Consider the following 15,253-nt stretch of genomic DNA (forward strand, 5'->3'; position numbering starts at 1 on the left):
AAACTGAGGAGACACAATTGGCTCGAATTGCCGGTGTTGATTTGCCGAGGGAGAAGCGGGTGGAAGTAGGCCTGACCTATATTTATGGGATCGGTTCCTACAGCGCCACTCAGATTCTTCAGAAAACCGGGATAAACCCGGACACTCGGGTAAACAAGCTGACCGATGAGGAAGTAGCCAAGCTGAGAAACGTCATCGAAAACGAATACAACGTCGAAGGTAACCTTCGCGGTGAGATTTCGATGAATATCAAGCGGCTTATAGACATTGGCAGCTATCGGGGTCTGCGCCATCGTCGCGGATTGCCGTGCCATGGCCAGCGGACCAAAACCAACGCCCGCACTCGGAAGGGTCCGAAGCGGGCAATCGGCGGACTTAAGAAGAAGCCGCCGGGCAAGAAGTAAGACTGAAACACGGTTGAGGTGCTTTCGTGGCAGATGCTAAGAAAAAAGGGCGTACCAAGAAAAAGGCACGCAAAGTAGACGCTAGCGGTGTGGCTCACATCAAGGCGACCTTTAATAACACCATTATTTCGGTTTGCGATCAGTCCGGGCAGATTATCTCCTGGGCGAGCGCCGGCCGAGTCGGTTTTAAGGGTTCCAAGAAGTCCACGCCGTTCGCCGCCCAATTGGCCGGCTCAACAGCGGCCAAAGAGGCGATGGATATGGGTCTGCGCCGGGTTGAAGTCTGGGTTAAAGGGCCGGGCTCCGGTCGCGAAGCGGCTATCCGCTCCATGTCCGCGGCGGGACTCGAGGTCACGCTGATTAAAGACGTAACGCCGATTCCGCATAACGGATGTCGGCCGCCGAAACGTCGTCGTGTATGAGATTTTGAATTAGTATTGTTATAGGAGACTTGATGGCTCGTTACCGTGATGCAAACTGCAAGCTGTGCCGCCGGGAAGGTGAGAAGCTCTTCCTGAAGGGCACACGCTGTATGACCGATAAATGTGCGATGGAGAGACGGCCGACCCCTCCGGGTCAGCATGGTGGACGTATCCGCCGTAAGGTATCTCCGTACGGTCTTCAGCTGCGCGAAAAGCAGAAGATGCGTCGTATTTACGGCATCCTTGAGAAGCAGTTCCGCAACTACTTTAAGGCAGCGGATCGGAAAACCGGTGTAACCGGTGAGACCCTGCTGCAACTGCTTGAATCGCGTTTGGATAACCTCGTCTATCGACTGGGCTTTGCGGCTTCTCGTAAAGCGGCCAGACAGCTGGTTCGGCATCGTCATGTCATGGTCAACGGGCGAATTGTGGATATTCCCGCCTATTCGATTAAGCCGGGCGAGATTATCAAAATCAAGGACAAGTCCAAGAACCTGGATTTGGTCCACGCGGCCCTCAAGGAAGTGGGACGCGGTGATGAACTCCCGTGGCTGCGTTTGAATAAGGCGGCGCTCGAGGGCGAACTGCTCGAGATCCCCAAGCGCTCCGATATTCCGCTAAACGTTAACGAACAACTTATTGTGGAGCTTTACTCCAAGTAATGTTCTTCCCTTTGGGAGGTTATTAGACTATGAAATGGAAGCCACTGACCATGCCCAAGGAGGTCGTTAACGACCAGTCTTCGGCGACCGACAATTACTCTCGGTTTATTGTCGAGCCGCTCGAGCGCGGTTACGGGCATACGCTCGGTAACTGCCTGCGTCGCGTTCTGCTGTCGTCCATTCAGGGCGCTGCGGTAGTCTCGATGCGCATTAAGTCGGTGCTGCACGAATTCTCGACGGTCGAGGGCGTCTATGAAGACGTGACCGATATCGTCCTGAACGTGAAGGCTATTCGCGTGAAGCTGCATGCCGACGAAATGCGGACGCTCACGCTCAAGGCCAACACCAAGGGCAAGATTACTGCCGGTATGTTCGAGGGTGACCCCTCGGTCGAAATCCTCAACACCGATCAGCATATCTGCGAACTGACCAACGATATCGATTTTGAGATGGAAATCGATATTGACTCCGGTCAGAGCTACAGTGTCGCCGAGGCTAATAAGCGTCCGGACGCTCCGGCCGGTACCATTTTCGTCGACAGCCTCTTCTCGCCGGTCATCAAGGTATCCTACACCGTAGAGAATACTCGTGTGGGACAGCGTACCGACTACGACAGGTTGATCCTCGAGATCACCACCGACGGTTCTATTACGCCGGAGGATGCCCTTTCGTATGCCGCCAAGCTGATCAAGGATCACCTGCAATTGTTCATCCATCTGGATGAAGAGGTTATGGTGGAAGAGGAGCCGGAAGAGGACGAGGAAGTGATCCGCGTTCGTAACCTGCTCAACACCCGGGTCGACGAGCTGGAGCTCTCGGTGAGGTCCTCCAACTGCCTGCGGGCAGCCAATATCCAGACCATCAAGGATCTGGTGACTAAAACCGAAAGCGACATGTTGAAATACCGTAACTTCGGCCGCAAGTCGCTTAATGAGATAAGCAGCATTCTGGAGGAGATGAACCTCTCGTTCGGAATGGATATCTCCAAGTTTATCGAACAGCCAACTAGTACCAGTTAGTGAGATAGAAAATGGGACACCGCGATAAAGTGAAAAAGCTCGGGCGCACCCGAGCCCATCGAGATGCGATGCTGACCAACATGGCCATGTCGCTGATCGAACACCGTCTGATTAAGACCACCGATGCCAAGGCGAAGGCTCTCAAGCCGATCGTCGACAGGGTCATCGCCACCGCTAAAAAGGACACGCTGGCTTCAAAACGCCAGGTGGCCCGGACGGTCAAGAGTAAGAAAGTGTTCAAGAAGCTTTATGGTGAGGTTGTCCCGCAGTTCGCCGACCGCGACTCCGGTTTCTGCCGCATCATCAAGCTCGGCGTTCGCCGCGGCGACGGCGCTCCTCTTTCGGTGGTCGAATTGATGATCGAAGCTCCCAAAGAAGAGCCATCGAAGAAGGACAAAAAAGCCAAGTAGTCCTTCTATCATAACGATCCAGACAAGTCCAATCGGGCCGGCTGAATACCGGCCCGGTTTTTTTTACTCAGTCATGAGATTAATTTACGATCATTGCTATCGTTGGGCTTGATTCCGAGCCGTCCGTGTGTTATATAAATGCGCAGGGACACAGGGAAGTCGCATCGTGACATTAACTAGCTCAGACAATTACGATGAATTCATAAAGTAACGCTTCTGTTCGAGATTGAGAGGTTAGGATGACTGATCAACCCATTAATCCTGTTGTACAACCCAAGAAGGGCATGTCGACCGGTCTCAAGGTGACACTGATCGTGATAGGCGCGATAATTGTACTTATCGTGGCTATGGTGATTTACTGTGTGTCGAACCTGGATAAACTAGCGGCTGTCGGTGCAAAAACAATCGTGAAAGGAATCCAGTCTGAACTTATTGCACATCCGGTTGAAGGGGTCGACGTCGATCGTTATAACAGAGTAACGAAAGTTTTCATCGAGAAAATTGATCAGCCCGACCAGAATCCACAGGAGCTGGCGCTGTTCGTACAACAAGCCGGTGAATCGATTAAGGAACAGCCGTACACGGCTGACGATATCGAGCGTCTGGTTCAGGCGATGATACAACTCTATCCTGAGCTGGCTGAGGTAGCGGGTCCGGCAATACTGGAAATCGATACGACTTTGACTGCCGACTCGACGGTGTTATTGGAAGAAACAACGGTAGATGAATAAACCGGTCTTGGGGAATCGTCTTTGCCGGTTCCCCGAGACCTGATAATAACCAACCTGAACGGCGATGTCAGGCATTTCCGGGAGCATCGCCGCCGCTTTACTTGCACGTAAACGGAAGGTTCTTGACCCTTTGAACGATCTTTTACGAGCCGCCTTACCGGTGGTGCTTGGTTATTTGCTGGGCGCTATTCCGTTCGCTTTGATAGTCGCCCGCCTTTACGGTATCTCCGATCTGCGCGGTGTCGGTTCCGGCAATCTGGGCGCGACCAATGTTTGGCGTGCGGCGGGAGCAACGGCAGGTATTCTGGCCTTCGCCGGAGATATTCTCAAAGGGGTGGCCGCCATAATGCTCGCCCGTGTCTGGCTTGGTGAATACGCTGCCGATTTGTCCGCATGGCACGAGTTAATCCTGGTGGTTACGGCTTTTGCGGCGGTTCTGGGGCACGTCTTTCCGGTTTACGTGGGTTTTCGGGGTGGCAAAGGGGTGGCTACCGGATTGGGCGTGGTAGTGACATTGATCCCGGTACAGGCCCTGATCGCCCTGTTGGTGTTTATCGTAACGGTGTTGATTTCGCGCTTCATTTCATTGGGTTCGATTCTGGCGGGATTGGCACTGGCGGCAGTTCTGCTGGTTCAACGATTCGTGATGCATGCCGAGATATCCGAGGTTTATGTCTGGATGGGAGTCGTGCTGGCAATGCTGGTGTTGGTTACGCATCGTCAGAATATCGGTCGGTTGCTTCACGGACGAGAGAATAGATTTTCGCTTTCGTCGAAATCGGGGAAAGCATAGAGGGCAACATGTTCAATAAGGTAGCGATACTGGGAGCCGGATCCTGGGGGATGGCGATAGCCAAGGTGCTCGATGACAACGGCGCCGATGTAATTCTCTGGGAATTCGACCGCAACGAATACAACCGCCTGGTAGCGGATCGCGGACTCGAAGAAAAGCTGGCCGGATTCAGGCTGGCGGAGAGTATCGATCTGACCAACGACCGCGATGAGGCGATCGATGGGGCCGATCTGATCGTGCTGGCGATACCGTCGCAGTCCATGCGTGCCGCTCTTGGCGGATTAAAAAATCGTCTCGCTCCGGATACACCTTTGGTGAGTCTGGCAAAGGGGATCGAAAACGAATCGTTGCAGCGAATGTCGGAAGTGATTGCCGTACAGACCGGAGTGATGGCGGACCGGATAGCCACGCTGTCGGGGCCGTCACACGCCGAGGAAGTGGCCAGGGAAATGCCGACCTCAGTCGTGGTCGGGAGTGTGTCGGAAATCCTGGCTGAGAAACTCCAGGAACGGTTCAGCAATCAGTATTTTCGGATGTATACCTGTGATGATGTGGTCGGAGTGGAACTGGGCGGTTCGCTCAAGAATATCATCGCGATCGGGGTGGGAATTACCGACGGCCTCGGAATGGGAGACAACACACGCGGGGCATTGATCTCTCGAGGTCTGGCTGAGATGGTACGGTTGGGAACCGTGCTCGGAGCGCAGCCGGAAACATTCGCCGGACTGTCGGGACTCGGTGATCTGATTACCACCTGTATTAGTCGTCACAGTCGCAATCGCCATGTGGGGGAGAAGATCGGCCAGGGGCAAAAGCTCGCCGATATTCTCAAGGCGATGCACATGGTAGCCGAAGGAGTCGCGACCACGCGCTCGGGTTACATGCTCTCTCAGAAATATGATGTAGAGATGCCGATAACGGAGCAGGTGTACCAGGTTTTGTTTGAAGATAAGCCGCCCTCGGCTGCAGTCAGCGATCTGATGGGTCGCAAGCTGAAAGCCGAGATTTGGCGTTAAGAGGATAGGACGGAGGTTGGCATGACAAAAGTTGATGCTAACGAGAAACTGTATTATTCCATAAGTGAGGTAGCCCGGATCACGGGACTGGAGCCGTATGTCCTTCGGTATTGGGAGAAGGAGTTCTCCATGCTGCGACCGCGCAAGAATCGGGGTGGCAGTCGGATGTACACTTCCAAGGATATCGAGTTGATCAATCGGATCAACCATCTCCGGACCAAGGAAAAGCTGACCATCGCCGGCGCCCGGGCTAAATTGACCATGCGGCGTCCTTCGGAGCAGGTGGAGGAGGTTAAAACCTCAGCTCGAACAAAAACCCTGATTGGGCAAATTCGCAAGGATATCGAGGACCTGCTCAAAGATTTAGCTTGAACTCAGGCCATTTTTGGCTATTTTTCAAGCCCGGCGATAAGCCGTGCAAGATCAAGTCGGAGCGTAGCGCAGCCTGGTTAGCGCACTCGCTTGGGGTGCGAGAGGTCGGCCGTTCAAATCGGCTCGCTCCGACCATAACCAATCGAACAGTTTAATAAGATATTGGGGTGGGCATAAGTCTCGGTGGTCCATTCTATATTGTGCCCGGAATCGACCGATTTGTATAATGAATACGATGAATACGACTCATTATAATCATACCCTGGTGCTGATTCCGGCCTACAACGCCGCACAATATCTGCCGGAGTTGCTTCATCGTCTGCGACAGCATGTCAACGATGATGATTTGCTGGTAGTGAACGACGGCTCCTCCGATGAAACCGCCGCCATTCTTGCCGATCAAAGCGTTCGGTATATAACATTCCGCGAAAACCAGGGGAAAGGGGCGGCACTCAAGGCTGGATTCGAGTACGCCATGGAACATGAGTATCGCTCGGTGTTGACGATCGATGCCGATCTCCAGCACCTGCCCGAGGAGGTGCCGCGCTTTCTGGCCGAGGACGACGGACAACGTCTGGTGCTGGGGGTGCGCGTGATCAAGCCGAAAGTGATGCCGTTCGCGCGCTGGCTCTCGAACAATCTCACTTCAATCATCGTCTCGGTTTTTTCGTCACAGCGGGTGCGGGATTCACAATCCGGCTATCGCCTTATTCCGATCTGGCTGTTGAGGGCGTTGCGCCTGCGCCGGATCGGGTATGATTTCGAATCGGAACTGCTCTTCAAGGCGGGGGCGCTGGGTTGCCCGGTAGTAGAGGTGCCGATCTCAACCGTCTACGAGGGCTCGCCTTCATTCATCAATCCTATGGCTGACACCCTTCGTTTCGTCCGCCTGATGTGGAAGAGAGTGTGGGCGTAGAGGGGGAAGTCGGTTGTGTCTGCGTGATTTAAATCATTGATAATATATGACGGAAGAGGATGGCGACGCTTCTGTATTGCTGTGATACGGGGGGATTTTTTGTTGTATAGCCCTGCATCATTGGCGATGATATATTCGTATAACTTATATGGGGATGATAAAACTCAGCTATGGGTGAATGATTTCATTTCAGGAGATTCGTTATGGCTGACAAAGGAAGCAAGGATAAGGCGAAACGGGAGAATAAGAAGAAACCGAAACACTCTCCCAAAGAGAAAAAGCAAATGAAGCGAGAAAAGAAACAGGGGGGTGGATCACCTTTGAATCAATAGGTCCGAGTGACTATGTCATATAGTCGTGACTATGGCGGAGTGCCGGGATCGGATCTGTCGTCTCCCCATCCGTTAAACTGGACCAATAATCTCGCTGATTTGATTTCGTATTATTCAGTGTAGCCCGGTTAAGATTAGCTTGCCTTAACCGGGTCAATCTTTTAGACTCCTCCACATGAAGCTATCGGATCTGTTTTCCAACTACGACACGGTGCGTAAGGAAATGCGTGCCGCGGTGGTCGGTCTGACGCAGGAACAGCTTGACTGGCGCACGGGGCTGCATCCCTGGTCGGTTGCTGATATCCTCCGGCACATCGTTGAGACCGAAGCCTGGTGGATTGAATGTGTCGCTCTTGAGCAGGACTGGTGCGACGGCGACGACGATCCGTTTGGAGAGACCCATACTCCGGAGCAGATTCTCGAGGTGCTCGATAAGTACTTCGAGGTGACCCGCGAATGGCTCGAATCGCAAACAAGCGATGACTGGGATGAGACGTTCTATCTGATCAAGGATGTCGGTGAGAAGGTATCCAAGCGCTGGTTGAGCTGGCATGTGGTGGAGCATCAGGCACGTCATCGCGGACAGCTTTTTATGCTGATGCACATGCAGGGACTGGAGGTCCCCCATGTCTAAACGCAAGCTTCGGATTTTACTTACCAATGACGACGGTTATTTCAGCGACGGAATCCGTGCGCTGCGAGAGGAGTTGTTGACCGAAGCGGAGGTGTTTGTCGTGGCGCCGGATCGGGAACAGTCCGCCAGCTCACATTCCCTGACGCTCAATCGCCCTCTGCGAATTCACAAACTGGACAAATCCTGCTACACTACCGACGGCACCCCCACCGATTGTGTGATGCTGGCGATTCACCTGTTGTTCAAGCGCCGAAAACCGGATATGATTATCTCGGGAATCAACCACGGAGCCAATATGGGCGACGATGTCACGTATTCCGGTACGGTCGCAGCGGCAATCGAGGGCTCGATTTTACAGATTCCGTCGATAGCCGTATCCATGGCGCATCATGAACCTGGAATACCAATGGCGCGAGCGGCTAAATTCGTGCATAAACTCCTGGCAATTTACGATGAAATGAACCTGGGTCCGAGTACGTTTCTGAATGTAAATTTACCGCCCGACAACGGTCGTGCCTACCGCAAGTACGAGTTTTGCCGCCTGGGCGTGCGGCAGTATAAAGATATCGTTATCCATAAGACCGATCCGCGGGGAAAACCATATTATTGGATTGGCGGGCGGCCAAAGTGGAAGGTCGATACCGGAACCGATTTTGAAACTGTCTCCCGTGGCGTAATAGCAATTACCCCGTTGAATATGAAATTTACCGATACGGAGGCTCTGGCCCGGTTGAAACAAACAACCCTGAGGCTTTAGTTCCCTCCGTTTTTTGTCTGAAAGCTCCGAGAGCCAGGCGGGACGGAGCTGGTTTTTGACTGTAAATATATGATTTGTAGGAGGCTACAAAACAGTTGACAAGATGAGGAAATAGTCTATAATGTCCATCTGAACGTGATTTGATCGGGGCGTGGCGCAGTTTGGTAGCGCGCTTGGTTCGGGACTAAGAGGTCGCTGGTTCAAATCCAGTCGCCCCGATTTTATCTCAGGCCTCAGAGATAGACAGACACCATTCCGACTACACTTACCAAGCAATGACGGCTCAAGAAAGGATGGCTCAAATGGCTGCAAAACGTAAGCCGATGATAGCTGTTGTTGGGGCGGGGAAGTGCTCGAAGAAGCTGCGTGATATGGCCGCGGTTTGTGGCAAACTTATCGCCGAAAAAGGCGGTGTGATAGTCTGCGGCGGCCTTGGGGGGATAATGGAAGGAGCAGCTCGTGGCGCCCGGGAAGCGGGTGGCACGACAGTCGGCATTCTACCCTCACTCTACAAGGATGATGCCAACGAGTACATAGATTATTCCATACCTACCGGCATGGGTGAGGCACGCAATGTTTTAGTCGTTCGTGCGGCCGATGTTGTTATCGCTTTTCCCGGGAAGTACGGCACACTAAGCGAAATGGCCTTTGCATTGCAGGCTAAAAAACCCGTGATCTCGGTCAATGCCTGGCGTCTGAGCGATGAAATTTTACACGTCGATTCGCCTGAAGAAGCAGCTGATAAGGCCATGTCGCTGGCGGCCGATATCCTTGGAGACGACCTGGCTTGAATTCAGTCGCGGCCGAACTCCGCGTTATTGGTTATGTCCAGGGAGTTGGTTTCCGTTATTTCTGTTATCGTAAGGCAGTGGGACTGGGGATCCTGGGCTGGGTGCGCAACGAGCCGGATGGCTCGGTGGCGCTCTTTGCTGAAGGAGATCGGGATGCTGTCGAGGCGTTTATCGCCGAGTTGAAAAGCGGATCGTCTACCTCGGCAATATCGGAAGTCTCCGTAACATGGACTAAACCTACCGGACAATTCCACGATTTCAATATCAGTATGTCACGTTATAAAGACAGGGATTATGACTGACTTCACTAAATACATCAGATCCGTGCCGGACTTTCCCAAGCCCGGTGTTCTTTTCTATGATATAACGACGCTCATGAAAAATCCTGAGGGTTTCCGTCTGGCGCTGGATGAACTCACCTCTGTAGTGAAAGCATGGGAACCATCGCTCATTCTCGGGATCGAGTCACGCGGTTTTATCTTCGGAGCACCGCTGGCTGATCGACTTCATGCCGGGCTGGTAATCGCTCGCAAACCGGGAAAACTGCCATCTCGAACCGTTTCTTCCGAATACGATCTGGAATACGGCAAGGATAGCCTTGAAATTCACGAGGATGCTATCAAACCGGGTGACCGTGTCGTAATCGTTGATGATCTGATTGCAACGGGAGGAACGCTTCAGGCCGCATCTCACCTTGTCGAGGAGCTGGGGGGGGAAGTAGCCGGCATAGCTGCTGTAATTGACTTGTCATTTTTACCCTGGCGTGAGAAATTGAGCCGGTATCCGGTTAAATATCTCGTCAGTTATGACTCGGAGTAAACTGTCGTTGCTTTTGCAATGCTAACCGTTTACTTTGGGCCGTTGACGCCCCCGTAGCTCAGTAGGATAGAGCATCGGTTTCCTAAACCGAGTGCCGCAGGTTCGATTCCTGCCGGGGGTATTTTTTAAGGGCGAGAAACGAGAATTCGGAATCTTTTTCAGGGGCGCAAGTTAGCCGTCAACTCCTTTATAACTAATAAGATACATAACGAATTATGTGCTTAAAGTCGTTGACAGGCTAGATTGTCGAATGTATATTCGTTAATTATTTCGCACCCCTGGTGCGTCATAGTGATAGGGATGAGAAGTGTTTGATGTAGCAATAGGAGTTAGCTCGATGAAGAAGTGTATTGGCGTAGTGGCGGTTCTGCTAATGGTAATGACAGCGGCGGTTATGGCTCAAGATGAGACCGACGACTACTCGCTTCAGGGGAGTTCATACCAGGACTACTATACTTTTGACTTCACTGGTGCTGGGGCTCGCGCTCAAGGTATGGGCAATGCCTTCATCGCCGTGTCCGATGATATCACCGCCGGCACCTGGAATCCGGCCGGACTGGTGACGATTGAGGGGCCAATGCTCTCTCTCTCGTACGGATCGATCGTACCGAAGGGCTATACCGACTACAGCGGAACCGTGATCAGCGGTATTCAGCGGTTTAATCATGATCGCGGTCTTAGCGGTGTTTCGGACCTGTGTTTTGTGGCTCCGTTCCGAGTTAAGGGAAGACCGTTCGTAGGATCGTTCAGCTATAACACGGAATTTACCGATCTCTATCAAATGGCTTGGTTGGATTCGATGCAGATTCCCTTGACGGTATCACGCAATAACATTGCGGTAACCGAAGATTTCGATTTGAACACAACCGACGACCGTCGTTTCAGAGCTCGCGTGGCGAGTGCAACGTTCTCTTTCGGTACTCGTCTGACTTCGCGTCTAGCCGCCGGATTGGGAGTCAATGTGTATACCGGCCACGGGACTACGGAAATTACCCATATCAATTACATTCATGACTATCCGGTCTCACCTGGTGAGCAACCCGTACTCATGACCGAAGACTACTATGATGTGGATACCGCCAAGTATTCCGGAATCGGTTTCACGCTGGGTTTGAAATACACTGTAGATAAAAACAGTCTGGCGATGGTGATAAAGACTCCGTTCGATTTGAGAGTAAAGACCAATAAGTCTATCTACGTGATTAACAGTATTAACGGTCTTCCTCAGAGCACCGGTACTGATACCACTTTCTATGATGACATTCTGATAAAATACCATATGCCGTTCATGGTGGCTCTAGGTTACGCTCGCCAAGTTAACGAGAATTTACTGGTATCCGCTACGGCCGAATATCGTGCTTTCAGCTCTTCCAAGGTGCGGATACGGGAATCTTACAAACTCGATCAGTCCGGTAAAACGACCGAAACATTCTCCGAAGTCGATCCGGAATGGGATGATGTATTTATTTTCCGAATCGGAACGGAATACATGAAACAGACCAGTTTCGGTTTGGTGCCGATCCGTGCCGGTTTTGGTGTCGTTCCCACTCCGATACCCAATCTCGATGGCTCTCCCACACGTGTCGATCTTTCCGCCGGCACCGGGATTCACTGGAGTCAGATCCATCTTGACTGGGCTTACACCTACAGCATGATTGATCGTGATTTCGAGACTACCGGTCTTGAAATCAAGGTGAAGAACCACGATGTCGGCTTCACCTTTACCGGGTATTTCTAGTCTTCTCAGGGCTGTACGAATATAGAGTCTGTTAGTAATTGGATCAGAATTTGGTCAGGGTTAGTCGAGATCGACTAACCCTGCTTGTATGGACTGCCGATACACGAATTATACGGTTACGGTATAGAGGAACTCTTAAGGAGAGAAAATGCAACAGAAGGTCAAGCTGACCAAGCGGCAGATAAAAGAAGATAAGTTCACCATCTTCATGCTCAAGTCACGGGGATGGTTTCAGGACAATTGGCAGTTTGTGACGATCGGACTGGTTGTCGTGATTTTGCTTTCGGTAGCAGTGGTCTATTATGCGCAATCGCGAGTGACCAGCGATGAAGAAGCGGCCGCGAAATTCGCTGAGGCCGTTGCTTACTACCGCAGGGGAAACACCCAGGAAGCATCGATGCGCTTGCAAACGATCGTTAGCGAACACAGTAGTAGTTCGTTGGCGGACGAAGCAACCTATCTTCTCGGTAATTTGAATCTTCGTTCACGCAACTATTCGGAAGCTACTCGCTATTATGAGATATATCTCAAGGAAACGAAAGGTTTTCCTATGACAAGAGCTGCGGCCGCAGCCGGTATCGCCGTTGCCTATGAAAACCAGTCAATGTTTACCGAGGCCGCCGATTATTATCTCAAAGCGATAAAAGCATATCCTGATGGGCCGCTTGACGGCGATTACAGTCTGGCGCTCATGCGTTGCTATCTAGAAACGGAACAAGAAAACCTGGCTCGTGAACAGCTCGATCACGTAACGAAATCGTACCAAGGGACCGAGTTGGCTAATCGGGCGATCAGGATCTTTCAGGAAAAGTATCCGGGGTAATTCTACGACGTTATCAGTAAGGGGCTAATTGTGCCGGAGAAAAAGCCGATCAAACTGGCGCTGCTGTGGCACATGCACCAGCCTAACTATCAGGAACCCGGGTCGAACCATCTGGTTCTGCCCTGGGTTCGTCTCCATGGAACCAAGGATTATTTGGATATGCTTATGCTGGCGACTGAGCAGTCGTCGGTGAAAGTAACGTTCAACCTGGTTCCGTCACTTCTCGATCAAATTGACCTCTATGTGCAAGGTGGGTCGGATCCTCATCTCGATCTCAGCCGGATGAATGCTTCACAGCTAAGTCCCGCACAACGGACAAGGGTCCTGGAGACGTTTTTCTGCGCTCACCCGCCAACCATGATCGAACCATACCCGCGCTATCTTCAGCTCTATAAAAAAGCTCGTTCGGAGGCCAACAGTGACGTTCTGGCAGCGCTGTTCTCCGCTGAGGAATTACGTGATTTGCAGGTATGGTCTAATTTAGTATGGGTAGATCCGTTGTTTCGCGGAGATCCGCTGATCGCGAGACTTTTTGAACAAGGTCGACAATACCACGAAGAACAGAAGCAAGAGCTCCTGAATTGGCAGTTGGAACACCTGAAAAAGATCATTCCCGCCTATCGAAAAGCGCTCGACGAGAACCGTATCGATCTTTCATTTACGCCTTATTACCATCCCATTCTACCGCTGCTTTGTGATACCGACGTTGCACGCGAGGCTACCCCTAATCTTGAACTACCCAAGCATCGCTTTCAACATCCCGAAGATGCCGCCTGGCATATTGAAAAGTCGATGGAGTTGTTTCAGACATTGTTCGGTCGTCCCATGGTCGGGATGTGGCCCTCAGAAGGATCAATTTCATCTCAGGTGGCGGAACTGGCCCGGACAAAGGGAATCAAGTGGATAGCCTCGGATGAGGAAGTCCTGCGCTGTTCGCTCGAAAAATCGGGATTGATGGTTGGCGGAGACGCTGCGCATCACGTTTATGAATATACCAACGGTCTGAAAATGTTCTTCCGTGATCACGGGCTTTCCGACCGAATAGGTTTTGTGTATTCCGGCTGGGATGCTGCGCGCTCTACGGAAGATTTCGTAAATACCTTGCACCGTATGCGTGATTCACTCAGCCCCGACCAAATCGAGGAAACCGTCGTACCGGTAATTCTGGACGGTGAGAATGCCTGGGAGTTTTTCCCTAACGATGGATTATCTTTCCTGAGACGTTTTTATCGGACGCTTGCCGAAGATAAATTGATCGAGATGGTGGGGATGTCTGACGCCGCGGAGAAAACCCCCGCGAGACGTTTGCCGAAACTGCACGCCGGTTCCTGGATCAATCATAACTTCAGAATCTGGATCGGGCATCATGAAGACAATGCCGCCTGGGATCTTCTCTGGGAGGCTCGTGAGGCGTTGATCGCTTATGAGCACGATCATCCTGATATGGCTGAGGATGTCCGCCAGGCAGCGTGGAAGCAATTACATATTGCCGAGGGTTCCGATTGGTGTTGGTGGTACGGCGACGAACATCGCGGTCAAAACAATGAGCAGTTCGATGTCATCTATCGCCACCACCTCATGGGAGTATACGAATTGCTCGGATTGGACATTCCGATTAAGTTGCACACGGCTATATATAACCGCGGGGCAGCGCTTAAACCGGTTTTGCCCGACAGTCTGGTAACTCCGACCATTGATGGTCGTCTGACATATTTCTACGAGTGGGCAGGGGCAGGATATTTCGATTGTCTCCGCTCCGGCGGAGCAATGCATCGAGTCGACAACCTGGTGTCGGCTATCTACTTCGCCTACGATCACAAACGTTTGTATATTCGTCTTGACTTTACCGATAGAAACGGCATAGACTCATTAATAAAGCCGAAGTTTCAGCTCCTGGTTCAATCGACGCGTCCGACTACTTTGAACCTGGATGCCAAAGACTGCCGCACCGGAATTAACGAACCTGGAGTAGTCTGTTATTTAGGACAGATACTCGAGATCGGTGTTGACAGATCGGTTATTTTTGATGCCGGTTACGGTAAGGTTTCGATCCAGATCAGCATTTTCGATGATCTGGATGTCGTGGAAGAATGGCCGGAATCGAATGAGATAAGTTTTGAGATCGCTCCGCCGGGTGATGAGTTGTTCTGGCCCACTTATCCCTGATGCTGGGTGGCCGCTAAGGATGGAGGCAGGCGATGGCTGAATCGTTTTTCAAGGATGAACCGGAATCGGGTCCGTCCGGAGAACTACCTCACCTCGACGACAATCACACTAAGCAAGATCAGGCCGGGGATGAATTCGTTTCTGACGAAGGTCGCATGGCGGCGATACTGGCCTATATCCCGTTCCTTTGTTTCATTCCATTGTTTACGATGAAAGATAATAAGGAAGCCCGCTTTCACGCCCGCCAGGGGGTGATTTTATTCCTGATTGAATTAGTGGCGGTGTTGTTCCTGGTTGATGCCATTTCCGATTTGGTCTTTAAAGGGATCCTTCTTCTAGCTGCGGGATTATCGGTGGCCGGGATAGTTTTCGCCGTACAGGGACGTAATTATCGGTTACCGATCATTGGCGATCTGGCCGATCGTTCAAAGCTCTAGACTATAAAAAG

The 15,253-nt window shown here is 51.7% G+C and carries 20 protein-coding genes and 3 tRNA genes; all 23 read left to right on the forward strand.

Annotated elements, in window-relative coordinates; all coding sequences use genetic code 11:
• The first annotated feature begins 17 nt into the window (after positions 1 to 17).
• On the forward strand, positions 18 to 404 hold the full coding sequence (rpsM, locus tag PLF13_13205) for a 30S ribosomal protein S13 (GenBank protein ID HOP08236.1): 387 nt from the start codon (positions 18 to 20) through the stop codon (positions 402 to 404).
• A gap of 26 nt (positions 405 to 430) precedes the next feature.
• On the forward strand, positions 431 to 826 hold the full coding sequence (gene rpsK, locus PLF13_13210) for a 30S ribosomal protein S11 (protein HOP08237.1): 396 nt from the start codon (positions 431 to 433) through the stop codon (positions 824 to 826).
• Between the two features lie 32 nt (positions 827 to 858).
• Positions 859 to 1,488 carry a 30S ribosomal protein S4 gene (gene rpsD / locus PLF13_13215; GenBank protein ID HOP08238.1) on the forward strand — a complete coding sequence of 210 codons (630 nt, stop codon included), beginning with the start codon at positions 859 to 861 and terminating at the stop codon, positions 1,486 to 1,488.
• 29 nt (positions 1,489 to 1,517) lie between these two features.
• Complete coding sequence (locus PLF13_13220) at positions 1,518 to 2,507, forward strand: DNA-directed RNA polymerase subunit alpha (protein ID HOP08239.1); 990 nt, start codon at positions 1,518 to 1,520, stop codon at positions 2,505 to 2,507.
• Positions 2,508 to 2,518: 11 nt separating this feature from the next.
• A complete protein-coding gene (rplQ, locus tag PLF13_13225; GenBank protein HOP08240.1) occupies positions 2,519 to 2,917 on the forward strand; it encodes a 50S ribosomal protein L17 in 399 nt (132 codons plus the stop codon).
• A 239-nt stretch (positions 2,918 to 3,156) separates the two neighbouring features.
• Complete coding sequence (locus PLF13_13230; GenBank protein HOP08241.1) at positions 3,157 to 3,648, forward strand: hypothetical protein; 492 nt, start codon at positions 3,157 to 3,159, stop codon at positions 3,646 to 3,648.
• 130 nt (positions 3,649 to 3,778) lie between these two features.
• Complete coding sequence (gene plsY, locus PLF13_13235; protein ID HOP08242.1) at positions 3,779 to 4,441, forward strand: glycerol-3-phosphate 1-O-acyltransferase PlsY; 663 nt, start codon at positions 3,779 to 3,781, stop codon at positions 4,439 to 4,441.
• Positions 4,442 to 4,449: 8 nt separating this feature from the next.
• Positions 4,450 to 5,457, forward strand: coding sequence for an NAD(P)H-dependent glycerol-3-phosphate dehydrogenase (locus tag PLF13_13240; protein HOP08243.1), 1,008 nt, complete (start codon positions 4,450 to 4,452; stop codon positions 5,455 to 5,457).
• A 21-nt stretch (positions 5,458 to 5,478) separates the two neighbouring features.
• Positions 5,479 to 5,829, forward strand: a complete 351-nt coding sequence (locus tag PLF13_13245) for a MerR family transcriptional regulator (protein HOP08244.1) — start codon at positions 5,479 to 5,481, stop codon at positions 5,827 to 5,829.
• Positions 5,830 to 5,886: 57 nt separating this feature from the next.
• Positions 5,887 to 5,964 (forward strand) — tRNA-Pro (locus PLF13_13250).
• A gap of 91 nt (positions 5,965 to 6,055) precedes the next feature.
• Positions 6,056 to 6,745: a glycosyltransferase family 2 protein gene (locus PLF13_13255; protein ID HOP08245.1), complete on the forward strand. Its 690-nt coding sequence runs from the start codon at positions 6,056 to 6,058 to the stop codon at positions 6,743 to 6,745.
• A gap of 203 nt (positions 6,746 to 6,948) precedes the next feature.
• Positions 6,949 to 7,077: a hypothetical protein gene (locus PLF13_13260; protein HOP08246.1), complete on the forward strand. Its 129-nt coding sequence runs from the start codon at positions 6,949 to 6,951 to the stop codon at positions 7,075 to 7,077.
• A 175-nt stretch (positions 7,078 to 7,252) separates the two neighbouring features.
• Entirely contained in the window at positions 7,253 to 7,711 is a 459-nt protein-coding gene (locus PLF13_13265; GenBank protein ID HOP08247.1) for a DinB family protein, read from the forward strand.
• Positions 7,704 to 8,468 (forward strand): 5'/3'-nucleotidase SurE, encoded by a 765-nt coding sequence (gene surE, locus PLF13_13270; GenBank protein ID HOP08248.1) that lies wholly within the window; start codon positions 7,704 to 7,706, stop codon positions 8,466 to 8,468. The genes PLF13_13265 and surE overlap by 8 nt, the downstream gene beginning before the upstream one ends.
• A 145-nt stretch (positions 8,469 to 8,613) precedes the next feature.
• Positions 8,614 to 8,687: transfer RNA gene (locus tag PLF13_13275), tRNA-Pro, on the forward strand.
• 83 nt (positions 8,688 to 8,770) lie between these two features.
• Positions 8,771 to 9,259 (forward strand): TIGR00725 family protein, encoded by a 489-nt coding sequence (locus tag PLF13_13280; protein HOP08249.1) that lies wholly within the window; start codon positions 8,771 to 8,773, stop codon positions 9,257 to 9,259.
• Entirely contained in the window at positions 9,256 to 9,561 is a 306-nt protein-coding gene (locus PLF13_13285) for an acylphosphatase (GenBank protein HOP08250.1), read from the forward strand. The genes PLF13_13280 and PLF13_13285 overlap by 4 nt, the downstream gene beginning before the upstream one ends.
• Positions 9,554 to 10,078, forward strand: coding sequence for an adenine phosphoribosyltransferase (locus PLF13_13290; protein HOP08251.1), 525 nt, complete (start codon positions 9,554 to 9,556; stop codon positions 10,076 to 10,078). The genes PLF13_13285 and PLF13_13290 overlap by 8 nt, the downstream gene beginning before the upstream one ends.
• A gap of 47 nt (positions 10,079 to 10,125) precedes the next feature.
• Positions 10,126 to 10,199 (forward strand) — tRNA-Arg (locus tag PLF13_13295).
• Positions 10,200 to 10,415: 216 nt separating this feature from the next.
• Complete coding sequence (locus PLF13_13300) at positions 10,416 to 11,816, forward strand: outer membrane protein transport protein (protein HOP08252.1); 1,401 nt, start codon at positions 10,416 to 10,418, stop codon at positions 11,814 to 11,816.
• 148 nt (positions 11,817 to 11,964) lie between these two features.
• The gene (locus PLF13_13305) at positions 11,965 to 12,639 is read left to right on the forward strand and encodes a tetratricopeptide repeat protein (GenBank protein HOP08253.1); all 675 of its coding nucleotides are present in this window, start codon (positions 11,965 to 11,967) and stop codon (positions 12,637 to 12,639) included.
• 30 nt (positions 12,640 to 12,669) lie between these two features.
• Positions 12,670 to 14,805: a glycoside hydrolase family 57 protein gene (locus PLF13_13310; protein ID HOP08254.1), complete on the forward strand. Its 2,136-nt coding sequence runs from the start codon at positions 12,670 to 12,672 to the stop codon at positions 14,803 to 14,805.
• Between the two features lie 32 nt (positions 14,806 to 14,837).
• Complete coding sequence (locus PLF13_13315) at positions 14,838 to 15,242, forward strand: hypothetical protein (GenBank protein HOP08255.1); 405 nt, start codon at positions 14,838 to 14,840, stop codon at positions 15,240 to 15,242.
• Positions 15,243 to 15,253: the final 11 nt, after the last annotated feature.

Source organism: Candidatus Zixiibacteriota bacterium (assembly GCA_035380245.1).
Classification (GTDB): Bacteria; Zixibacteria; MSB-5A5; order GN15; family FEB-12; genus DAOSXA01.